Origin of the sequence: Bradyrhizobium sp. UBA2491, from assembly GCF_002341725.1 — a bacterium.
In the GTDB taxonomy this organism is placed as follows: domain Bacteria; phylum Pseudomonadota; class Alphaproteobacteria; order Rhizobiales; family Xanthobacteraceae; genus Bradyrhizobium.
Genome location: NZ_DDOP01000006.1, coordinates 54104 through 77690 on the forward strand (window position 1 = coordinate 54104; position 23587 = coordinate 77690).

At 64.4% G+C, this 23587-nt stretch carries 17 protein-coding genes; 8 read left to right on the plus strand and 9 right to left on the minus strand.

Translation table 11 applies throughout. The features are described from left to right. Window positions 1–7: 7 nt before the first annotated feature. The 5 genes from B2W55_RS01695 to B2W55_RS01715 all read right to left on the minus strand — a co-directional run bounded on the left by B2W55_RS01695 (window position 8) and on the right by B2W55_RS01715 (window position 4934). Window positions 8–727 (minus strand): GNAT family N-acetyltransferase, encoded by a 720-nt coding sequence (locus tag B2W55_RS01695; RefSeq protein ID WP_160306704.1) that lies wholly within the window; start codon window positions 725–727, stop codon window positions 8–10. 224 nt (window positions 728–951) lie between these two features. Beyond that, window positions 952–2001, minus strand: coding sequence for an amidohydrolase family protein (locus tag B2W55_RS01700; RefSeq protein WP_024581621.1), 1050 nt, complete (start codon window positions 1999–2001; stop codon window positions 952–954). Between the two features lie 83 nt (window positions 2002–2084). Then, window positions 2085–3473 (minus strand): MFS transporter, encoded by a 1389-nt coding sequence (locus B2W55_RS01705; RefSeq protein WP_024581622.1) that lies wholly within the window; start codon window positions 3471–3473, stop codon window positions 2085–2087. 41 nt (window positions 3474–3514) lie between these two features. Then, a complete protein-coding gene (locus B2W55_RS01710) occupies window positions 3515–3967 on the minus strand; it encodes a MerR family transcriptional regulator (protein ID WP_200894404.1) in 453 nt (150 codons plus the stop codon). Window positions 3968–4106: 139 nt separating this feature from the next. After that, entirely contained in the window at window positions 4107–4934 is an 828-nt protein-coding gene (locus B2W55_RS01715; protein ID WP_024581624.1) for an MBL fold metallo-hydrolase, read from the minus strand. Between the two features lie 139 nt (window positions 4935–5073). Here B2W55_RS01715 and B2W55_RS01720 point away from each other — a divergent pair, with 139 nt between their 5' ends. Then, window positions 5074–6045 (plus strand): alpha/beta fold hydrolase, encoded by a 972-nt coding sequence (locus B2W55_RS01720; RefSeq protein WP_080891016.1) that lies wholly within the window; start codon window positions 5074–5076, stop codon window positions 6043–6045. 156 nt (window positions 6046–6201) lie between these two features. Here the strand turns inward: B2W55_RS01720 and B2W55_RS01725 are convergent, their stop codons facing one another. From B2W55_RS01725 to B2W55_RS01735, 3 genes are all read right to left on the minus strand, one after another. Next, the gene (locus tag B2W55_RS01725) at window positions 6202–8283 is read right to left on the minus strand and encodes a phospholipase D-like domain-containing protein (protein WP_024581626.1); all 2082 of its coding nucleotides are present in this window, start codon (window positions 8281–8283) and stop codon (window positions 6202–6204) included. A 214-nt stretch (window positions 8284–8497) separates the two neighbouring features. Further along, on the minus strand, window positions 8498–10015 hold the full coding sequence (locus tag B2W55_RS01730) for a hypothetical protein (protein WP_024581627.1): 1518 nt from the start codon (window positions 10013–10015) through the stop codon (window positions 8498–8500). After that, complete coding sequence (locus B2W55_RS01735; RefSeq protein ID WP_024581628.1) at window positions 10012–10764, minus strand: ABC transporter ATP-binding protein; 753 nt, start codon at window positions 10762–10764, stop codon at window positions 10012–10014. The genes B2W55_RS01730 and B2W55_RS01735 overlap by 4 nt, the downstream gene beginning before the upstream one ends. A gap of 295 nt (window positions 10765–11059) precedes the next feature. Here B2W55_RS01735 and B2W55_RS01740 point away from each other — a divergent pair, with 295 nt between their 5' ends. From B2W55_RS01740 to B2W55_RS01765, 6 genes are all read left to right on the plus strand, one after another. Next, entirely contained in the window at window positions 11060–11935 is an 876-nt protein-coding gene (locus tag B2W55_RS01740) for a branched-chain amino acid ABC transporter permease (RefSeq protein ID WP_024581629.1), read from the plus strand. 9 nt (window positions 11936–11944) lie between these two features. After that, window positions 11945–13096, plus strand: coding sequence for a branched-chain amino acid ABC transporter permease (locus B2W55_RS01745; protein ID WP_024581630.1), 1152 nt, complete (start codon window positions 11945–11947; stop codon window positions 13094–13096). After that, on the plus strand, window positions 13093–13851 hold the full coding sequence (locus tag B2W55_RS01750) for an ABC transporter ATP-binding protein (RefSeq protein ID WP_024581631.1): 759 nt from the start codon (window positions 13093–13095) through the stop codon (window positions 13849–13851). The genes B2W55_RS01745 and B2W55_RS01750 overlap by 4 nt, the downstream gene beginning before the upstream one ends. A gap of 10 nt (window positions 13852–13861) precedes the next feature. Further along, entirely contained in the window at window positions 13862–14641 is a 780-nt protein-coding gene (locus B2W55_RS01755; RefSeq protein ID WP_024581632.1) for an ABC transporter ATP-binding protein, read from the plus strand. Window positions 14642–14760: 119 nt separating this feature from the next. After that, a complete protein-coding gene (locus B2W55_RS01760) occupies window positions 14761–16599 on the plus strand; it encodes an AMP-dependent synthetase/ligase (protein WP_024581633.1) in 1839 nt (612 codons plus the stop codon). Window positions 16600–16676: 77 nt separating this feature from the next. Beyond that, entirely contained in the window at window positions 16677–17876 is a 1200-nt protein-coding gene (locus tag B2W55_RS01765; RefSeq protein WP_024581634.1) for an ABC transporter substrate-binding protein, read from the plus strand. A gap of 122 nt (window positions 17877–17998) precedes the next feature. Here B2W55_RS01765 and B2W55_RS01770 read toward each other — a convergent pair whose 3' ends face one another. Beyond that, the gene (locus tag B2W55_RS01770; RefSeq protein WP_024581635.1) at window positions 17999–18751 is read right to left on the minus strand and encodes a transglutaminase-like cysteine peptidase; all 753 of its coding nucleotides are present in this window, start codon (window positions 18749–18751) and stop codon (window positions 17999–18001) included. Between the two features lie 591 nt (window positions 18752–19342). On the opposite strand from B2W55_RS01770, the gene B2W55_RS01775 reads away from it, so the two are divergent. Then, window positions 19343–23554, plus strand: coding sequence for a VCBS domain-containing protein (locus B2W55_RS01775; protein WP_024581636.1), 4212 nt, complete (start codon window positions 19343–19345; stop codon window positions 23552–23554). Window positions 23555–23587 lie beyond the last annotated feature (33 nt).

Sequence of the window (23587 nt, forward strand, 5' to 3'; positions counted from 1 at the left end):
CAGCCCACTAGCGAAACCTCTGCTCCCGGGCAGCGATCAGCGCGCCGCGCGTGGCGCTGAAGCGGCAGGTCTCGTGCTGCGGCTTGAAGCCGAGCCGGCGGTAGATTTTCAGCGCGGGCGCGTTGCGGCTCGAGACGTTGAGCCAGCAGGGATGCTCGACCGAGACGTCGTGTGCGCTGAGCACGCGATAGACCAGCAGTTGGCCTAATCCGCGTCCCTGCCGCGCCGGATCGACCGCGACCGATTCGATCCACATCGAGTTCCGCTCCGGCTCGGTCAGGCAGAAGCCGGACATCTGTCCATCTTCCGAGGCGATCCAGACCTCGGTCTCGGTCAGGACCTGCGCCATCTCCTCCGGCGAGTACAGGCGGAACGCGGCATCCGAGGCGTAGGCGGCGTTATGGATACGCGCGACCTCGGCGGCGCAGGCGGTCACGTCGCTGACCTGCTCGATGGTGGCGCGGGCGGCGGCGAGCGTGCGCGCCGGCTGCAAGGGCTCGACGCACTTCATCCCGATCTCGGACTCAACATGAGCAAAGCCGAAGGCGGCGACGAAGGCCATGCCGGCCGGCCAGTCGCCGCTCACCAATGTTTGCACGATCAGAGCGGGATCGGCGTCGATTGCGATGATGTCGTCGAACAGCGCAAGGCCAATCCGGCGTCGCCGCATCTCGGGCACCACGACGATCTTGAGGAACCGGGAATGATGTGCGCCTTGATCGCGCAACGATGACTCAGCGAGGCCGAGGAGTCGCCCATTTCGTTCGGCGACACGAAAGTCGCGTCCGCCACGGTTTTGCGGCAGCTTCAGGAACTGGTCCCATTGCGGCAGCGCGACAGGGCCTAGCCGCGGTTCCACCGCAGCTGCCTTTGCGTAAAGTGCGACCACCGCTTCCGCATCAGCCTCTCGAAGCGGCCGGATGGTGATGCCGTCATCCATGAGTCGGAAGTTTACCCGATATCGAGCCGATAGACATCCTTTGCCGTCTTCAAGAACAACGCCGTCTTCTCGACTTCGCTATATTGTGAAGCAAGCCGTTTAAAGGTGTTGAAGATCACCTGATAACTGCACTGCCCCTTGTCAGGTGGGAAGTTGCTCTCGAACATGCAACGGTTGGGGCCGAACGCCTCGATGCAGGTTTCCACATAGGGACGCCAGGCCGCGGCGAGTTCCTCCGACGACGGCGGTCGCGGGCGGAGATGAAAGTCGTAGCCCAGCAGGCACATCGCCAGCCCGCCGAGCTTGACCACGACGTTCGGGCATTTGGCGATCTCCTGGATCGATGCCTTCCAGACCGGAAAGGTCTCCTCGCGCTTGCCGGCGAAGCGGCCGGTGCCGACCGGGCCGCCGCAATGGTCGAGCACGATCCTGGTGTCGGGGAAGGCGCGGGCGAGGTCGGTCAGCTCGCCAATCTGCGGGTGGAACAACCAGGCATCGAAGCTGAGGCCGAGCGGCGCCAGGCAGGCGAACCCCCTCCGAAAGGTGGGATCGAGCAGGATGCCCTTGGGCCGGTTCGCGTACATGTGGGCGACGTTGGGGTCTTCGTCCCAGGCCGACGAATGGCGGATGCCGCGGAACCGGCCGTTGCCGGCGGCGATCTCCGCCTCCAGCACCGCCTTGGCCTGATCGCCGATCAGAAGGTTGACGTGGCTGACGATGCCGGCGCAGATCGCCGCGTTGCCGTAGCCGCCACTTGCCGCCATCGCGGCGACGCCATTGGCGAACTCGACCTCGCCGACCGGGCGGAACGCCTCCGGGCCACTGGCGCGATACATCGATCGGCAATCGACATAGACGGTCGCGACGATGTTGTGGCCGGAGGCGATGTCGTCGCGCATGTCCTCGATCAAGTAGCGCAAGCCGCCGCGGTCCCACAGATGATGGTGCGGATCGATGATCGGCCTGTCGGGATCGATGATCGCCTCGGTGTATTGGGCGAGCCAGTCTTCGCGCGGATCGGCATAGAGCCCGCTGGCTGAGGCGGGCAGAGTGCTGGCCATGGATGATGCTCCCTGTTCTTGCTTCTTGTCGGCCGCCGATACGATGTCGGCTGCGGGAGGATAACGAGCCGCGTGCGAGCAGGTCAAATGCGCAGCCCCGGCGCTTTCCGTTGCGTCATCATCCAGGCCAGGCTGGCGCCAGCGAACTGAACGAGGCTCCCGGCGAGCATCGCAAGCCGCAAGCCGTGGCCGCCGCCGCCGGCCGCCGCATACAGCGCGCCGAGCATCGCGACCCCTATCGTTGCACCGCTGATCCGGGCCACGTTGATCAGCGCCGCAGCCGTACCGGCCCGCGCGGCGGCGACGTCGCCGACGGCCATCGCTGAGAGCGGTCCCGCGGCGAGCCCGAGCCCGAGGCCCGTGATGGCCAGCCCGAACTCGGCCAAGGTGATGTCTGGTTGCATGCCAACAAGGCCGATCATCAGGAGTCCGGCGCTCATCAGCGTCACGCCGCCCGATGCTGTCGCGCGCAATCCAAACTTGTCCGAGAGCGTGCCGGAAAGCGGCGAGACCAACACGAACACCAGCGACATCGGCAGCAGCGCGGCCGCGCTTGCCGCGGCATCGAACCGCCCGCTCGACTGCCACGCCAGCGGCAGCACGAACACCATGCCGTATCCGCCAAAGGTCATGCCCGTGGTGGCGATCATCGCGGCGCGGAACTGGCGGGCACCGAGTATCTCCGGCGACAACAGCGCCGCGGACCCCTTCTTCCTCTCGATCGCGATCAACAGCGTTGTCGAAAGCGCGGCGACGACCAGCGCGGCGATCATCGCGCCCGGCGCCGATTGCCCGCCGATCGCGGCATAGGTCAGGCTTCCAAGCGCCAGCGCGCCGCAGAGTTGGGCCGGAGCGTCGAATGCGCGGCGCTGCGGGTTTGCCGACTCCGGGACCGTCGAGCCGGCCATCGCAACCACGAGCAGACCGAGCGGCACGATCACCAGGAAGATGCTGCGCCAGCCGAGCCATGGAATCAGCAGCCCGCCAAGGCTTGGTCCGAGCGCCATGGCCACGCCATTGCAGGCGGCCCAGATGCCGAGAGCGCGGGCGCGTTCGTCCGGCTGGTCCCAGACCACGCGGATGATCGCAAGCGACGCGGGGATCATCAGGGCGCCGCCGGCTCCGGTGAGCGCTCGTCCGCCGATCAGCACCAGTGCGGACGGTGCGGCTGCGCACAGCAGCGATGTGGCGCTGAAGATCACGGCGCCGGCCATCAGGATCCGGCGCCGGCCGTAGCGGTCCGCGAGCATTCCGCCGGTCAGCAGCGAAGCCGCATAGACCAGATTGTAGCTGTCGACGATCCATTGCAGCTGGTCGACACCGGCGCCGAAGTGATCGCCGATCGCACGCGCGCCGAGATTGACGATGAACGTATCGATGTGCGCGATCGTGACGGCCAGACACAGCGTCAGCAGCGTCACTCGGCGCGATGCGCGCATGGCAAAGGGTTTACGCCGAAGCATATCGTCCATCGCGCATCCTGTTGTCTGATCGGTGAGGGCTCAGGCCTTGTTCAGGCTTTGGGCATGGAGCGCTTGGCGCGGGCGCGCTGCTGCGGCGAAACCGAGGGCCGGCGGCCGCCGGCCATCCATTCGTCGTAGAATTCGACCTTGGCGTCGACCAGCGTCAGCGCCTCGGTCCATTTCGCGATCATCGCGTGCACGCGGAGCTGATGTGCGGCGAGCAAGGCGCGGCGTTTGGCCAGGCTCGCGCCGCCCTGTTTCACCAGCGCGGTGTACTCGCGCAGCTGCCGGATCGACATGCCGGTCAAGCGCAGCCGCTCCATCAGGTCGAGCCAGCCGATGTGGTAGTCGCTGTAGACGCGGCGGCGGCCGCGGTCCCTGATGACGCCGGGCATCAGGCCCTGCGTCTCGTACCAGCGGATGGTATGCACGCTGCGGCCGGAGCGGCGCGCGATCTCGCCGATATGAAGCGCGGCTGGCGCCTGGGCTGTTCGGGCATCCATCATGAGACCGCCTTCGTCGTGCCGGCGAGACTCGCTTGTGGGGTCGTCGCCGGACAGTTCGGAGTGAACAAGCTAGAGCATACTCTAGGTCAAGCGCGAAAATCGCCGGTTGACGAAATCGTGTCAGGGACGGGCCGCCTCACACGCCATCGAGGATGATCACCGTCGGCGTCGCCGGCAGCGTGTCGCGCGAAATCCGCAAGGTGCGCTCGCCGCCGCGGCGGTCGATCTCGAACTGCTGGCCGATCAGGCGCATGAATTCGTCGAGCGGGGTCGCGAAGCGGTGCATCGGCAGCACCACCGAGGCACGTAGCCGCCGGGTGATCTCGGAGATGCCGCTGAGCGACATCGTATAGGTGCCGTCGATCGGCACCATCACGATGTCGAGCCGGCCGATCGCCGCGAACTGGCTGTCATCGAGCTTGACGTGGAGGTGGCCGAGATGGCCGATGCAGAGGCCGGCGACCTCGAAGATGAAGATCGAATTGCCGTCCTTGATCATCCCGCCGCCGGCATCCTCGCCCCAATAGCGGCGGATGTCGGTGGTGACATTGCGGATATAGACGTCGCCGATCCGCTCCGAATAATGCGCGGCCTGGCCGTTCTCGCCCCAACCGTGCAGCACATGGGCGATCCGGGGATCGGGAAACAGCGTGTAATGGGTCGCATGCGCCCGGTTCATGGTCGCGACGTCGGGCAGACGTCCGGTCTGATAGGCGCCGTTGTAGTCGGTCGCGATCCGGACGCCTTCCGGCGTGTCGATGTAATAGGTCGAATGGCCGGCATAGGTGATCGCGACTTCGCCGGTCTTGGTCGTGGTCTTGGCGGCGACGCGGCGGTAGGCCACCGGGATGGCACGGGGCGGTGCATTGGCCATCGCCAGGCATTCGCTGCGCGGGGCATCCTGCGCGAGGGCGTGGCTGGCCAACGTTCCGAGCAGCATGAGCGCGGCGAGCAATCTCAGCATGACCTGTTCCGTTTGCGGCAATATCCTCCGACGAGATGTTATCGTCGAACTGGCGCGCCGTCATGATGACGTGCGCGCATCGCTCCATGACGCGGATTGCAATGCGATCCCGGCGAACAATCCGGCAGGACGCGCTACCATGGCGAGCAAAGCGATCGAAGAGGAGTCCGCCGTGACCGAACATGCCGCCGCGCCGAGGGCGCCATCGACCAAACTGCTCGAGCCGCTGCGTCACGTTGACGCCGGCGTGCTCAATATCGCCTATTACGAGGCTGGCCCGGCCGACGGTCCGGCCGTGCTGCTGATGCACGGCTTTCCCTACGACATCCATTCCTATGTCGACGTCGCGCCATTGCTGGCGGCGCAGGGCTGCCGGGTCATCGTGCCCTATCTGCGCGGCTATGGGCCGACGCAATTCCGCGACAAGGCGACGCCGCGCTCGGGCGAGCAGGCGGCGGTCGGCGCCGACATGATGGCGCTGCTGGATGCGCTTGGTATCCAGCGCGCGGTGTTCGCCGGCTATGACTGGGGCGGCCGTGCCGCCTCGATCGGCGCGGCACTGTGGCCGGACCGATGCATCGGGCTGGTCTGCACCAACGGCTACATGATCCAGGACATCGCACATGCCATGGTGCCGGCGCGGCCGGAGCGCGAGGTGCCGCTCTGGTATCAGTATTACTTCCAGCTCGAGCGCGGCCGCGCCGGGCTTGCCGCCAACCGGCGCGGCATCGCGCGGATATTGTGGTCGCAATGGTCGCCGGGCTGGGCGTTCGACGATGCCTGCTTCGAGCGCAGCGCGGCCGCATTCGACAATCCGGATTATGTCGATGTCGTGATCCATAGCTATCGCCACCGCTACGGCGTCGTCGAAGGCGATCCGCACTATGCCGACGTGCAGCGGCGCCTGGCGGCGTTGCCTGTGATCGCGGTCCCCACAATCACGCTCGATGGTGCCGATGACGGGGTCACGGCCGCCGCCGACGCCAGCGCCAGCGCGGCCAAATACACCGCCCGCCTGGCGTATCGCGTGATCCCGGGGGCTGGCCACAACATACCGCAGGAAGCGCCGGACGCCTTCGCCGCGGCCGTGATCGAGGTGATGAAAGGATAGTCGGCGGCTGCGCGCGCCGAGCCGGTCGTGTCGGATGCATCGCGCATCCAGGGCGATGTGTCCCAGTAGAATCATCGTCGCGCCTGGCTTCCCGTTAAGGTGCGGTCTCCGTGCAAGTGCGTTTGTTGAGAGGGAAAGCCGCTTCAGGAACGTGCCTCAGCGCTTCGAGGCCTTCCGTTTGGTGACCTTCTTCTTCGCGGACTTCGTGGCCTTCTTCGCCTTGCCGGCCTTTCTTGCGGTGGTTTTCTTCGCGGCCTTCTTCATGGCTTTCTTTGCCGACTTCTTCGCAGCCTTCTTTTTGGACGCCTTGGTCGCCTTGGCTTTGGCTTTCTTCACGGTTTTCTTGGCAGTGCTCTTCTTGGCAGAAGCTTTTTTGCCGACCTTCTTGCCTGTGCCGCCGGCCTGCTTTCTCCTGGCGCTGGCCTTGGCGCGTTTCTGCTGTGCCCTTTCGTCTTCATCCTTGAACGGATCGGGGTCGGCGCCAGCCGGGGTGCTCCATGGCTTGGTGGCGGCTTCGGGGAAGAACAACAGACGGCGATTGTTCTTGTAGGTGCCATTCTGGAAGTTCGATCCAATCCAGCCGTCGGTCGTATCAAGCAACAGCCATTCCTCGCGCTGGCCCGCGTTCGCCTGCTTGTTGATGATATCGCGCGAGCGGAAGTGCCTGAAGATGCGATCGAGTTCGGTCACGTAGATGTCGGCGACCCTGGTGTCGCCGCGGATCAGCAGCATGTTCTCGTCGTTTGCTGTCAGCGAATTCGCCGAGAAATTGGCCGAGCCGGAGCAGACCAGCGGGTCATCCGACAGCGGATCGACGATCAGTACCTTGGCATGGACGAAGAACACGTGGCCCTTGTTGGTGGGACGATCGAGTTCTTCGTCGATGAACCATTTGTCGAGATTGGAATTCGGGATCGGGGTCACCTTGGCGCCGCCGAAGCTCGACTTGTACTTGATGAACGACTTGCCGAGGATCGCGCCGTTGGAGAAGGCAAGCTTGCCGCGGTTGCGCTGCTCAGCGGCGTTCACCGCCGCGCTCGGGGGATCCTCCAGGATCACCAGCCGCATCGCGTTGCTGGTCTTGCCGAGCGCGGTGAGGATGGTGTCCGCGACGTTGAACGGAATCGTCATCATCGCGAGCGACCCGGCATCGTCGATGCGTTGCCCGTACCAGTCGAGCATGTTGTCGGCGATGCGCGGCGAGAAGAACGGGACGGTGGAGGATTCAGCGATCACATTCGGCGGGTTGGGCGTCAGCTCGATCGCGTTGTGCAGCGCAACGCTGTGCACCGGATCGTCCTTCAATTCCGTCCAGTAGCTCAGATAGGTCTTCACCGTGGTGGCGTCAGCGGTCACGTGTCCGACATTGGTCTGACCGTAGAAGCCGGAGTCGGTGAAGTTGGTCGAGCCGGTCCACACCAGCGGCGGCTTGCCCGCGGCCAGCTTGACGATGAACTTGTTGTGGGGGATCGCGGTCCGGGTGCGCGGATGCACGATCGCGGCCGGCAGCTTGGCCGTTGCGATCGCGGCGCGATTGGGATCGTTGTCGTGCTTGGTGTCGTGATAGATGATCTGTACATCGACGCCGCGATCATGCGCCCGCTTCAAGGCGGCCAGCACCGGAAGATAGGTGAATTCGTAGGCGCAAACCCGCAATTGGTCGCCGGACCCCGCGCTGTTGATGTATTTGAGGCAGGCCTCGGCCAGGCCGCGCGAAAGCCATTGCGTCTCGCGGTCGAGCAGCCGGCCGTCGTCGCTGACATTGTTGACCATCTCCTCGGTCAGCGTGGCATTGTGAAAATCGACCGCCATCGCATGGCTCGCGATGATACCGCGGTTGAACCAGACGCCCTGGCCCTTGCCGTCGTATTCCGGCTCGGTCGTGATCGAGAAGTTCAAGGTGTAGCGTTCCTCCATGTTGTGGAGGTCGCCGTAGAGCGCGATGATCGTGAAGTCGTAATCGACGCCGGGGCTTGCAGTGTAGTCGGACCACAGGAACGACTGGAACGGCTGCTGCCGCGACGGGAAGCTGTCGCCGGGCTTCGGGTTCGGCACCAGGTCCTTGAAGTACTTGATGCCTTCCAGCCATTGCTGAGCCTGGCCGCCATGGCCGCGCTTGATGGCGAAACCGCGCAGGCCGGGCCTCGCACCTTCGTCCATGTCCAGCGCCATCAGGACGACATGGGTGCCCGCGATCGCCTTGACGCGAAGGGCCCCGCTCGATTGCGAAACGCGCATGATGCTCTCCCTCGGCGGAATAACTTCGTAGTTGCAATCTTGCTGAAATACACCGGAGGTGCAAGTCTACCTTCGCCCGCAGAATGCCGGGGCACCTCGCAGGCAAGCTAGGCTCCAGTCATGATAAAGACGTGACGGCCGTCACGGATTGCGCACGACAGAGACGGTCGAGCAGTGCCAGCCGTGACTGGCGCATCGGGGATCGAGGCCGTGATCAGCGTCGCGGGCTCAGCTTCCAGGCGATGACGAGTGTCAGCAGTGTCAAGGTGCCGCTGACGACGGCCGCCGCCGGGATCGTCAAGGCGAGTGCCGCGGTTGCGGCCCAGCCGATTGAGCAGAACGCTTCGGCGAAGGTGGCGACGCGGGAGGAGGTCTGGCGCCGGCGGAATTGGCTGCGCCTGGCCTGCGCGCGGAACCAGAATTGAACGGCGGCTGCGGATGCGGTCGCGATGATGATCGCGATCGCCGTCACCAGGGCCTGTTGCGGCGAGGCGAGCGCCAGCGCTGCCACCAGCGGCGCAAAAATCGCGGCGATCGCGATCAGGACGACTTCGACCTTGGCGCGGATCACCCGCGATGGTGGCAGCGGCGCGGTCGCAACCAGGTCGGGCGCGTCCTCGCCCGAAATGGTCAGCCAGGCCAGCCCGCCCGCGAGCTGCCCCGCGGCCATCACCACGACCGGCGTGATCAGCACGATCGCGGTCGACGAGCCGGAGAAGCTTCGCCACAGCATCAGCGCCGGCGGCACCAGATAGAGCATTTGCATCAGGCTCTGCGACAGCAGCCAGGGATCGCGGCGCAGCAGCAGAAACTCCTTCCTGCGCAGCGCCTGCTGCCGCGAGCCGGACCGGAACGCGCGGGCCCGCCCCCGCGTCGCCGCGGCCGGATTGGCGGCGACGCTCGTCACGGTGTCGGCAAAGCGCGGCGCGAACACCGCCATCACGACGCCGAGCATCACCAGCGCGGCGGCAAGCAGCAGCATCATGATTTCGACGTCACCCAGCGACGCCCGCGCTGGCCACCACAGCAGGCTGTCGAGTGCCGGCGCGACCCGTGCCGCGGTATCCGAGGTCAGGAAAGCAAACCGCGACAGCGTGCCGTAGGACAGCACGGCAACGACCTGCAAGGCGATGACGAAGCCGGCGCCGATCACGGCGGAAACGATCTGCGCCACCAGCCGCGTGCGGCCCGGTCCGATCAGGCGGAACAGCACGACGGTGACGGCGATCGCGGTCGCCGCCGCCGAGAGCCCGATCGCAACCACGACGCCGAAGCCGGCGAGCCAGCGCGCGCCGCCGAGATAGACCAGAACGTCGATGAACGGCGTCGACAGCAACAGCGCCATGCAACTCACCGTCAGCGCGATCGCGGCGATCCGGATCGAGAAGATGTTGGTGAGCTTGGCCGGCGACGACATGATCAGATCGAGATCGGCGCGGGCATAGAACACCCGCGTCACCGACTCGATCGCCTGCGAGAGCATCAGCGCCCAGGACAGGAAGATCGTCGCCGTCAGCACGATCAGCGAGGATGGATCGAGCGGAAACCTGAGGTCGACATAGCGGGCGACCACGGCATAGGCCGGCAGATGCAGGATCGCCGCGAAGATCACGAGCCCGATCACGGCGCGATTGCGCCGGCGCCGGCTGCCGGTCATCATCGCCAGCCATTCGCGCCAGGCGAGGCGGAACTCGTGGCGGGCGAACCAGGCGAGATGGGCGGTCGAGCTCACGCGGCGACCGCTTCGGTATCGACCAGCGCGATGAACATGTCCTCGAGGCTCGTGTCGTTGCGGCCGTTCTGCTCGCGCAGCTCGGCCAACGTGCCCTCGGCGATCAGCCTGCCGGCCGCAATCACGCCGATGCGGTCGGCCATGCGCTCGGCGACTTCGAGAATATGGGTGGTCATGATCACGGTGCAGCCGGCGCGGACGCGCTCCTGCAACAGCCCCTTGACGTGACGCGCCGACAGCGCGTCGAGGCCGGTCAGCGGTTCGTCGAGAATGATCAGGCGGGGATCGTGCACCAGCGCGCCGGCCAGCGCCACCTTCTGGCGCATGCCCTTGGAGAAACCTTCGCAGCGCTCGTTGAGATGCGGCTCGAGCCCGAGCGAGGCGAGCAGATTGCGTGCCGATTCTTCCGAAGTGCGCGGGTCGATGCCCCAGAGGCCGGCGACGAATTCGAGATATTCCAGCGGCGTCAGCTTGTCGTAGATCATCGGCTCGTCGGATACCCAGGCCATGATCTGCTTGGCGGCGACCGGATCGGCCAGCGCGTCGATGCCGAGGATCGACACCGCGCCGGCATCCGGCCGCAGCAGCCCGGCCACCATACGCAGCGTCGTGGTCTTACCGGCGCCGTTCGGCCCGAGCAGCGCATAGAACTCGCCGACACGGACGGTGAGATCGAGCGCATCGACCGCCGGGCGGTCAAAACGCTTGGTTAACCCTCGCACGGCGAGTGCGGCCAGTTCCGATGTCATGATGTGGTGGCGATCCGGGATTTCGCTCGTCAGTTGCGCAAGCTTGGACAAAAACCGTTTCGGTGCGGTGAATCGCAGCGGGCAAATCGAACACGATACCCGTATTAGTCCGTGCTGCGGCATTTCTCCGCAAATGTGATGATGGCGGCGGATCAGCGGTTTGTTGACACGGATCGGGCCTTTTGGCTCAATCGGGGTGGACATAGGCGGCTTTCAGCGCTTCCGGCACAAGGGCGCGAAGGCGGGATGCAACGAGCGGTCGGACTAAGAACCGCCGGGCATCGGGGAGGGAACGATGCTGGACTTTGTTCAGCAGCTCGTCAGCGGCATTGCGCTCGGCTGCGTTTACGGCCTGATCGCGCTTGGCTTCGTGCTGGTCTACAAGGCCACCGAAGTCGTCAATTTCGCGCAAGGCGATTTGATGATGCTGGGCGGCTTTTTCGCCTTCACCTTCATCGGCATGCTCGGACTGAACTACTGGGTCGGCTTCGCCGGCGCGGTGATCTGCATGGCGCTGTTCGGCATGCTGGCCGAGCGGCTCGTGGTGCGGCCGATCCTCGGCTATCCGCAGTTCTCCATCATCATGGCGACGATCGGGCTCGGCTATTTCCTGCGCTCGGTCGCCGGCATGATCTGGGGCACCGACGACTTCAAGATCGAGACGCCGTTCAGCCAGGGCGTGCTGCGAATCGGCAGCCTGGTGCTCGCCTATGACAAGCTGTCGGTGATTGCGGCGACCATTATCCTGTGTGCGCTGCTCTATCTGTTCTTCAACCGCACCACGCTCGGCACCGCGATGCGCGCCAGTTCGGAGAACATGCTGGCTGCCTATTACATGGGCATCCCGGTCAAGCGCGTGGTTTCGATCGTCTGGGCGATCTCGGCGGCGGTTGCGACCTGCGCCGGCGTGCTGCTGGCGCCGATCACCTTCATCCATTCCAATGTCGGCCTGGTGCTGGGGCTGAAGGCGTTTCCAGCCGCGGTGCTCGGTGGCTTCGGCTCGATCCCGGGCGCGGTGGTCGGCGGTATCCTGATCGGCGTAATCGAGAGCATGGCCGGCTTCTATCTCCCGCAGGGATGGAAGGACGTCGCGCCCTACATCGTGCTGCTCGCGGTGCTGCTGCTCAAGCCCGAGGGCCTGTTCGGCCTTCACGTCCGAAAAAAGGTTTGAGGAGGAAGCATGCGGTTTCTCTTCAAGACCGACTATGAAGACGACATCAGGCTGTTCCCGCATTCCGGCTACGTCTATTCTTACGGCCTGTTGCTCGTGGTGCTGCTGATCGCGCCGTATGTGCTCTCAAGCTATCTGATGAGCCAGCTCGTCTTCGTCTGCATCTATGCGACGGTTGGCGTCGGGCTGATGATCCTCACCGGCTTCACCGGGCAGGCCTCGCTCGGCCATGCCGCATTTCTGGCGATCGGCGCCTACACCGCGGCCTATCTGCAGCAGTTCAACGTGCCGTTTCCGGTCTACTTCCTCGCCGCGGGATTGTTGACCGGCGTGGTCGGCGCGCTGGTCGGATTTCCGGCGCTGCGGTTGCAGGGCATCTATCTGGTGATCGCGACGATCTCGTTTGCCTTCATCGTCGAGGAGATCATGGCGCGCTGGGAAAACGTGACCAATGGCAACGAGGGCATGCGGGTCAAAACCATGCAGTTGCTCGGCACCACGGTGTCGCGCGACGGCCCGGTCTTCTATTATCTCTGCCTTGCGGTGCTGGTGCTGACCATCGTCGGCACGCTCAACCTGCTGCGCTCGCCGACCGGGCGCGCCTTTGTCGCGATCCGCGACAGCGAGACCGCGGCGCGCAGCATGGGCATCAATGTCGCGCTCTACAAGGTGAAGTCGTTCGCGATCTCGGCTGGCATCACCGGCTTTGCCGGCGTGCTGTTCGCACACAAGCTCTCCTTCATCTCGCCCGAGATGTTCACGTTGCAGCTTTCGATCGAGTTCATCATCGTGATCCTGATCGGCGGCACCTTCAGCCTGCATGGCGCGGTGCTGGGCGCGATCTTCCTGGTCATGATCGATCCGTTCCTGACCTATCTGAAGGACGACATGCCGGGCGTGATCGCGGGCGCTGCCGCCACGCTCGGCGCCGGCCAGGACCGCGCGGCACACATCCAGGATGCAGTCGCGGCCTTCGCCTCCGCCAACGGGCTGAAGGGCGCGATCTACGGCATCATCATCGTGGCGTTCGTGCTGTTCGAGCCGCTCGGGCTCTACGGCCGCTGGCTCAAGATCAAGCTCTTCTTCCAGTTGTTCCCGCTGTACAAGCGCGCGACCTTCAAGCGGCAGAAGATCTATGTGAAGTCGGAGCGGAATCGATGAGCTATTTCCGCGCCGAGAACCTGTCGCTGCATTTCGGCGGCCTCAAGGCGGTCGATGCCGTCAGCTTCGCGGTCGAGAAGGGTGAGATCCTCTCGATCATCGGGCCCAACGGCGCCGGCAAGAGCTCGATCTTCAACCTGATCTCGCGAATCTATCCGCCGACCTCGGGCAGGATCTTCTTCGAGGATCAGGACATCACCCACGAGCCGGCCTACGATATCGCCCGGCTCGGCATCGCGCGCACCTTCCAGAACATCGAGCTGTTCGAGAACGCGACCGTGCTGAGCAATCTGCTGGTCGGGCGGCATCGCCATTCCACCACCCGGCTCTGGCAGGAGCTGTTGTTCCTGCCGAGCGTCCGCGCCGGCGAGAAGGCGCATCGCCGCCGGGTCGAGCAGGTGATCGAATTCCTCGATCTCGAGCCCTATCGCGACAAGCTGATCTCAGGCCTGCCCTACGGCGTGCGCAAGGTGATCGAGCTGGCGCGGGCGCTGTGCTCGGAGCCGAAGCTGATCCTGCTCGACGAACCGTCGTCCGGGCTCAATGTCGAGGAGACCGACGACATGTCGTTCTGGATCCGCGACATGAAGAGCGAGCTCGGCATCACGGTGCTGATGGTCGAGCACGACATGACGCTGGTCAACCGCGTCTCCGATCGCGTGATCGCGCTGAATTACGGCCGCGTGCTGGCGATGGGTTCGCCATCCGAAGTGCAGCACCATCCCGACGTCGTCGCAGCCTATCTGGGCGCATGAGGATGATGCCATGAGCACGCCCGACATCATCCTGAAACTCTCCAACATCGAGAGCTACTACGGACCGATCATGGCGATCCGCGGCATCAGCCTCGAGGTGCCGCGCGGCCGGATCGTGACGCTGCTCGGCGCCAATGGGGCCGGCAAGACCACGGTGCTGAAGACGATCTCCGGCATCCTCGACCCGCAGAAGGGCTCGATCGAATTCCTCGGCAAGCCGATCCAGCGCATGGAGGCGGACCGGATCGTGCGGCTCGGCCTCAGCCATGTGCCGGAGGGACGCGAGGTGTTTCCGTTCCTGTCGGTGCGCGAGAACCTGATGATGGGTGCCTATCTGCGCAAGGACCGCGACGGTGTGGCGCAGGACCTCGAGCGCGTCTACGGCTATTTTCCACGGCTGAAGGAGCGGCTCGGCCAGCCTGCCGGGCAGCTTTCGGGCGGCGAGCAGCAGATGCTGGCGATCGGCCGTGCGCTGATGAACCGGCCGACGCTGCTGCTGCTCGACGAGCCGTCGCTCGGGCTGTCGCCGATCCTGGTGAAGGAGATCTTCACCATCATCCGCCGGGTCAATCAGGAGCAGGGCATGTCGATCCTGCTGGTCGAGCAGAATGCCAAGATCGCGCTGGAGACGGCGGATTACGGCTATGTGCTGGAGATCGGCCGCGTCGTCATGAACGACACCTGCGAACGGCTGATGAATTCACCCGATATCCAGGAGTTCTATCTCGGCGCCAAGGAAGCCGGCGCGCGGGGCGAGCGGCGCTGGAAGAAGAAAAAGACGTGGCGCTGAGAGCGCTGAGGAAGGCTTGGTACTGAAACAGAGTTGGAGCTAGATTTTAGCCCTGTCTCGTGAACAAGACCGGCACCAAGGGCCGGCACGTGAGGCAGGCGGCAGAGGAGGGAGCGCGCATGGCAGGACCGGCGGTGCTGACGGTTGCCGACACGATCGCGAGGAGCTTTCTGCTCGCGGTGCAAACGCGTGGCGACAGGCCCGCGATCCGCGAAAAGAAATTCGGCATCTGGCAGCCGACCAGCTGGCGCCAATGGCTACAGATTTCCAGGGACATCGCCTTCGCCCTGCACGCGACCGGCTTCCGCCCCGGCGATGTCGGCTCGATCATCGCCAACGCGGTGCCGGAATGGGTCTATGCCGACATGGGCATTCTGTGCGCCGGCGGCGTCTCCTCCGGTATCTACCCGACCGATTCGGCGGCGCAGGTCGAATATCTCGTCAATGATTCCCGCACCCGGGTGATCTTCGTCGAGGACGAGGAGCAACTCGACAAGGTGCTGACCTGCCGGTCGCGCTGTCCGACGCTGGACAAGATCGTCGTGTTCGACATGGAGGGCCTCTCCGGCTTCTCCGATCCGATGGTGCTGTCGCTCGCGGAATTCACCGCGCTCGGCCGCAATCACGCGCAAGGCAACGACGCCCTGTGGGACGAGATGACCGGTAGCCGCGCCGCCGCCGATCTCGCGATCCTGGTCTACACCTCGGGCACCACAGGCCCGCCCAAGGGCGCAATGCACTCCAACCGCAGCGTGACGCATCAGATGCGCCACGCCAACGATCTCTATCCCTCGACCGACAGCGAGGAACGGCTGGTGTTCCTGCCACTCTGCCACGTCGCCGAGCGGGTCGGCGGCTATTACATCTCGCTCGCGCTGGGCTCGGTGATGAATTTCGCCGAGAGCCCGGAGACGGTGCCGGACAATCTGCGCGAGGTGCAGCCGACCGCATTCCTCGCGGTGCCCCGGATCTGGGAGAAATTCTATTCCGGTATCACCATCGCGTTGAAGGACGCGACCCCGTTCCAGAACTGGATGTACGCCCGGGCGCTTGCGATCGGCAACCGGATGACCGAGTGCCGGCTGGAGAGCGAGACGCCGCCACTGTCGCTGCGGCTCGCCAACCGTGCCGCCTACTGGCTGGTGTTCCGCAACATCCGCCGCATGCTCGGGCTCGACCGCTGCCGGATCGCGTTGACCGGCGCCGCGCCGATCTCGCCGGATCTGATCCGCTGGTATCTCGCGCTCGGCATCGACATGCGCGAGGTCTACGGCCAGACCGAGAACTGCGGCGTCGCGACCATGATGCCGGCGGACCGCATCAAGCTCGGCTCGGTCGGCAAGGCCGCGCCCTGGGGCGAGGTGATGATCTGCCCGAAGGGCGAGATCCTGATCAAGGGCGACTACCTGTTCATGGGCTATCTCAACCAGCCGGAGAAGACCGCCGAGACGATCGACGCCAAAGGCTGGCTGCACACCGGCGATGTCGGTGCGATCGACAATGAAGGCTTTGTGAAGATCACCGACCGGATGAAGGACATCATCATCACGTCAGGCGGCAAGAACATCACGCCGTCGGAGATCGAGAACCAGCTCAAATTCTCGCCCTACGTCTCGGACGCGGTCGTGATCGGCGACAAGCGGCCGTATCTCACCTGCCTGATCATGATCGATCAGGAGAATGTCGAGAAATACGCCCAGGATTACGACATCCCGTTCACCAACTACGCGAGCCTGTGCCGGGCCCGCGAGATCCAGGACCTGATCCAGCGCGAGGTCGAGGCGGTCAACGTCAAGTTCGCGCGGGTCGAGACCGTCAAGAAATTCTACCTGATCGAACGCCAGCTCACGCCGGAGGACGAGGAGCTGACGCCGACCATGAAGCTGAAGCGCAGCTTCGTGAACAAGCGCTACGCGGCCGAGATCGACGCCATGTATGGCGAGCGGGCGGTGGCGTAGCGGACGACGAACGTCGCGAAGGAGCCAGCAGGCCCGACCCTTCGCTCACCATGGGCCTTTGCAAGGAGGAGACTGCAATGTCGAAATCGCTGAAGGCGCTGGGCCTTGCGGTCAGCGCGCTGGCGCTGACCTGTCTGCCGGCCGCAGCCCAGACCAAGGTCACCAATGAGGGTATCTCGCCGACCGAGATCGTGATCGGAACGCATCAGGACCTGTCCGGCCCGATCAAGGTCTGGGGCGTGCCGGTGTCGAACGGCATGAAGATGGCGGTGGAGGAGATCAACGCCGGCGGCGGCATCAACGGTCGCAAGATCAGGCTGATCCTGGAAGACAATGGCTATGATCCGAAGAAGGGCGTGCTGGCCTCGCAGAAGATGGTCGAGCGCGACAAGATCTTTGCGATGATCGGCTCGATGGGCTCGGCACCGACGCTCGCCGCGCAGGACATCCTGTTCGATGCCGGCGTGCTGCAACTGTTCCCGCTCACGGCGGCGGAATTCACCTTCAAGTTCGATCCCAACAAGCCGCAGGAGCGGCTGAAGTTCAACAACCTCTTGCCCTATGTCGAGAGCACGCGCGCCGCGCTCAAATACATGATGGAGTGGAAGAACTTCAAGAAGCCCTGCATCATGAATCAGGACGACGAGTACGGCAAGAACGTGCTCGACGGCTTCACCCAGCAGCTCGCGGCGATGAAGGTGCAGCCGGCCTCGATCACTAGCTACAAGCGCGGCGCCTCCGACTTCTCGGCGCAGATCGCCAAGATGAAGGCCGATGGCTGCGACCTCGTCGTGCTCGGCACCGTGATCCGCGAGACCATTGGCGCGATGAACGAGGCCAAGAAGCTCGGCTGGGACGTAACCTTCCTCGGCGCCACGCCGACCAACGTGCTCGAAGTGCCGGCGCTCGGCAAGGAGGCCGTCGAAGGGCTCTATGCCGCCTCGGGCTTCGAAATCCCCTACGAGGACACGGCCAAGGGCAAGGTCAAGGACTGGCTGGTCAACTACAAGAAGATGTTCAACACCGACGCCAACACCCAGGCGATCATCGGCTACAATGCGGTGATGACCTTTGCGTTCTACGCCCAGAAAGCGGGCAAGGATCTCACCGGACAGAAGATGCTGGATTCGCTGGAGTCAGGCGACAAGTTCCTCGACATCTTCAATTCGCCGCCGACCAAGTTCTCCAAGACCGATCATCTCGCCAACACCATCACCCAGGTGCAGCAGGTGAAAGCCGGCCGCTGGGTTCTGGTGAAGGACAACCTGATGTTCTGAGCGGGCCGGGACTCCGCCTGCCGTCGTTGCGAGGAGCATCGCGACCAGGCAATCCATCTCTCCACGGAGGGATGGATTGCTTCGCTTCGCTCGCAATGACGGAATGTATTTGAAAGTTCGGTTCAATTCGCCGGCACGGCCGGCCGCCACGCGGCCTCGGTGACGAGCGGCGCATCGACATAGCGGCTGACGCCATGCTGGTCGATCACGAAGGTCGGCCGGAAATTCCTGATATCGGAATCCTCGATCATCGCCATGCGGCGGTTGTCGAGGATCAGCCAGTGGCCGGCGAGCCGCGCCGCGACGACGGCATGGTCCTCGCCGCCGAGCAAATCGTGCATCACGACGATGCGGAGGTCGTCCGCCGCGACGCCGGCCTCGCGCAGCGCCACGAATTTCGCGATCGCATAATCCTCACAGTCGCCGCTGCCGCGAGCGAAGGTGGCCAGCGGCGTGGCCCAGACGTCGGGCTCGCCATAGGCGGCCAGATCGCTGGCCGGATGGATCGCCAGGTTGATCGCGCGGTTGATCTCGCCGAACCGGGCGCGGCCGTCCCGCGCCCGTCCGGCATCGACGATCGCCAGGAACCGCAACGCCTCTTGCGACGCGCAACCCTCACGGTCGCCTTCGCAGATCGCGAGTTGCACCATTTCGCCCGCGAGTTGGCGCTGCACGCCGAGCCATTTGTCGTGCAGGCCGCCGCCGGCGAGCAGGCTGGTCCGCTGGCCGAACGGCTCGGTCGATTGTCTGATCAATGTTGCCGGGCCGGGCGACAGCAGCGACGCGGCGTTGAGCTCGGCAATCGGGGCGGTCAGCGCCAGGCCGAACCCCAGCATGACGGCACGCAGCGTGCGCGAGCGAAGCGAGAATCCCATGTGACACCCCTGTCCGGGCATCGGCGGGCGCATGCTGCACCGCGCACGTGACCGGATCGTTTCAATGCCACCAACATGGCAGACGGCCCTTTGAATCCGCTTAAGATGTGGGGAAACCGGGCAAGAGGCTGAAGGTCGCGTGGTCAGGGTCCCGAAAACTTTATCGGTTTGTGAAGGGAACCAGCGAACCTTTTCTGCCCTCGCGCCGCCTTACGCTTGGATTCGGGCAATCGGCTGTCCGCGCGCAGGGCTGCTGTAATTTGTAAGCTAATTCACAGCTTTAGCCGGAAGTTTGCGGTTAACTCCCGGCCCGGGACTGCGGGCAAATAGAGGCAAGTAGAGTGATGTCGATCGATACCACGAACACGTGGCTCAATACCCATCTTGGCCCGAATCCCACCTCATGATACCGTTTATCGAGTCCGAACTACACGAGTCGCGAGACAGGGGGCCGGAGCTGACCCGGCAAGAAGGCGCGGCCGGAGCACCGTGCGCAAGCACGACATGGTTTCGCCAGGCTTTATCCAGTGATATGCATAAGCATTCATTTGGATACCTTAAGAATTTTAACCATCGTGCGGTGAGCCGCCCGTGAACTTTGTCGATAAATTCGACGGCTTTTTGCCGGACACGGACGCCTATGCCCGTGGCGGGTCGGTTCATGTCGACAGCGTCTCCACACATGCGCCGCCCGGCGCGATCACGGTCGACGACGGGCAATTGCTGTTCACCGGCGACTTCAAGCGGACCGGGCTCGACCTCGTCATCGCGAAGGACGACCGGGAACTGGTTCTGCGCGACTATTTCAAGGGCGAGCACCGGGCGGCGCTGGCGTCGCCTGAGGGTGCGCATCTCACCGGCGACCTCGTCAACGCGCTCACCGGTTATACCCAGTACGCGCAGGCTGGGGGGGCCGCGGAACCGGCCAAGGTCATCGGCCACGTCACCAAGCTGACCGGAAGTGCCACCGCCATTCGCAACGGCGTCGCGATCATCCTGAACCAGGGTGACAACGTCAACAAGGGCGACGTGGTGCAATCCGGTAGCGACTCGACGCTCGGCATCACCTTCATCGATGGCACCGTGTTCGGTCTCGGACCGAACGCCAAGATGGTGTTGAACGAGATGATCTACGACCCGAACGGGTCGAGCAATTCGTCGCTGATGAGCCTGGTTTCGGGCACGATCTCGTTCGTGGCCGGTGCGACCGCCAAGCACGGCGACATGAAGGTCGACACGCCGGTCGCGACCATGGGCATCCGCGGCACCGCGGTGCTGGTCGAGATCGATTTCGACGTGCAGGGCACCGGCGGCGTCCCGCCAGCCAAATTCCAGGTGCTGGTCGAGCCCGATGGCACCACGGGCTCATACATCCTGTTCGACAAGACGACGCTCAATCCGATCGCGACCGTCGATCAGGCCGGCACCCAGACCATCGTCAACGGCCAGGGCAGCGTCAGCTTCGTCTCGTCGGCGCAACTGTCGACCGATGCGCAGAAGCTCATTTCGGACGTCTTCGCGCTGAAGTTCACCGACAATTCGAATCCCAACACCAAGCTCACGACGAACTTCACTGACAGCGTCATCCCGGTCACGATCGGTATCAAGCTCGCTGGCGGCGACGTCGTCGTGCCGACCACCGTGCTGCTGTCGATCTCCGGCGTCACCATCCCGCAGGCCGTTGCCGCGGGGTCCCAGCACGTCGCCGGGCCGCCGAAAGTCGTGACGCAGAATGCGGAGTTCACCGAGCAGCCCGGGGTGACTCATAGCGGGGTGCCCGACACCGTGACGGGCGGGATCTCGTGGGTGGACGTCAATCTTGGCGACACGCCGACTGCGACGGCCTATTTCAATGCGTTCAACTACCACGACGCCAGCGGCAACGACGTGACCTCGTCGCTGACGGCGGTGCAACTGGCGGCCATCAAGGCCGTTGAGATCCCGCTGCTGCTGGATCCCAATCCGCTGAACAGCAATTTCGGCTCGGCAAGGTGGACGTACAGCCTGGCCGACGGCGCCTTCGACTTCCTGGCCGCCGGCGAAACGCTGACGCTGACCTACATGGTGCGCGTCGACAACAATTTCGCGCTGAGCAACGAGACCGGGTACAACACCATCACCATCACGATTACCGGTACCAATGATGCGCCGGTCGTGACGTCCTCGGCACAGGTCGGTTTGATCGTCGAGCAGCCATGGACGACGAACTCCACCGTTCCGGATACCGCACACGGCACGGTGACATTCACCGACGTCGATCTGACCGACACCCACTCCGTCACCATCACCGGCGTCACCGAAGCCGGTGTCACCACGGGGCTCGCCAGCGAGGCCACCGTGCTGAGCTGGCTGTCGCTGGGGGCACTGGTCGATTCGACCGACGGCGTGACGGGATCGCGCTCCTGGACCTTCTCGGCTGCCGACAGGTATTTCGACTATCTTGCCGCGGGCGAGACGCTGACGCTGGCCTACACGGTCCAGATCGACGATCATCATGGCGGCGTCGTCACGCTCCCTGTCACGATCACGATCGTCGGAACCGACGACAAGCCGGTGATCACTTCGCCGACCCAGGCGGCGGCCATCACCGAAATCCCCGACGTGACCGGCTCGCTGACGCATGATGTCGCGTCCGGCAGGGTGACGTTCACCGATGTCGATCTCAGCGACACCCACAGCGTCACGGTCGCCGGCGTAACCGAGGCGGGCGTTACTACGGGCCTTCCCGATCAGTCGACGATCCTGAGCTGGCTGTCGCTCGGCGCCCTGACCGACTCGACCGGCGGTGTCACCGGATCGCGGGCCTGGACCTTCTCGGCGGCCGACAAGAATTTCGACTATCTCGCCGCGGGCGAGACGCTGACGCTGACCTATCTGATCCAGGTCGATGACCATCATGGTGGCGTCGTCACCCAGCCCGTGACCATCACCGTCACCGGGACCAATGACGCGCCGACATTCACCTCGGAGCCGTCGACCGCGACGATTACCGAGGCGCCCGGCGTGACCGGTTCGCTCACGCCCGACGTCGCCCACGGCGCGATGACGTTCGTCGATGTCGATCTCAGCGACACCCACACGATGACCATCACCGGCGTGGCGGAATCCGGGACCACCACGGGCCTGCCCGAGGATGAATCGACGATCCTGAACTGGCTCTCGCTGGGCACGCTGACCGATTCGACTGGCGGGATCACCGGGTCACAGCTCTGGACCTTCTCGGCCGCGGACAAGAATTTCGATTATCTGGCTGCCGGCGAAACGCTGACGCTGACCTACACGGTCGAGGTCAACGATCACCATGGCGGCATCGCGAGCCAGCCGGTGATCATCATGATCGTCGGCAGCAACGATACGCCGGTCATCACGTCGGCGGCGCAGGCCGCGACCATCATTGAGCAACCCGACACGACGGGGTCGTCGAAGCCGGACAGCGCATCCGGCACCGTGACGTTCACCGATGCCGATCTCAGCGACACCCACGCGGTGACCATCACCGGTGTCGCCGAGGCCGGCGCAACCACGGGCCTGACCGAGGACGAGTCCACCATCCTGAACTGGCTCTCGCTCGGCACGTTGACGGACGCGACCGGCGGCGTGACGGGAGCGTCGACCTGGACCTTCTCGGCGGCGGACAAGAATTTCGACTATCTCGCCGCGGGCCAGACGCTGACGCTGACCTACACGATCCAGATCGACGACCATCATGGCGGCGTCGTCACCCAGCCGATCACGATCACGATCGACGGCTCCAACGACGCGCCGACGCTCGCCAACGTCCTTGCCGGCACGCTGGTCGATACCGCGGCCAACGACACGTTCAGCCCGCTGACCGGGACACTCCACGGCAATGACGTCGACCAGGGTGAAACCGCGACGCTGACCTATGCCGCGCTCAATTCGAGCCATCTCGCGGTCAACACGCCGATCGCGGGTCTCTATGGCTCGCTCACCGTCCATGCGGATGGCACCTACACCTACGTTCCCGACTCGGCCGCGATCAACGCGCTGGGCGAGGGGACCTTCGCCGATACGTTCAGTGTCGAGACGATCGACATGCATGGCGCCGTCGGGGTCGCAACGCTGACCGTCGACGTGATCGGCGCCAATGATGCGCCCATTATCCATCCCGACAATATCGGCCTGATCCAGAATCCCAACGGGACCGAAACGATCACCGGCCTGACGGTGACGGACGCGGATGCCGCGGCCAGCGAGATATTCACCCTGGCCGCGTCGACGCCGCCCGGTTCCGGCAACAGCGTGACGCCGACGACGCTGCTCGGCCATCTCTCCGACATCAACACCGCGCTCGGGTCGACGGGCCTTACCTTCACCGATCCCGGCCATACGCCGCCGGTGACCGATCAGGTCGCGCTCACGGTGACCGATGGCCATAGTGCGAGCGACACGCTCAATCTGATCTTCAACCTGACGACCTCGGGCCCGAACATCGCGCTGCAAGGGACCGCCGGCAACGACGTGATCTTCGCGACCAGCCATGCCAACACGCTGACCGGCGGTGGTGGCGCCGATCAGTTCGTGTTCAGGGCCGACACCGGCAACGACACGATCACCGATTTCAAGCCTGGCATCGACAAGATCAACCTGTTCGATTATTCGCCCTTCGTTGCCGGCGATGCCGACTCGTTCAACGCCTGGCTGAACAATGCCGCCGTCGAACAGCTCGCCAACGGCACGCTGATTCACCTCGATGCCAACGATTCGATCATGTTGACGAACGTCAATCGGGCGAACCTGCACATCAACGACTTCATCCTTCATCCCGGCGGCATTGCCTGAGGGCGGCCGAGCCGGCCGTTGCGAAAGTCCGCG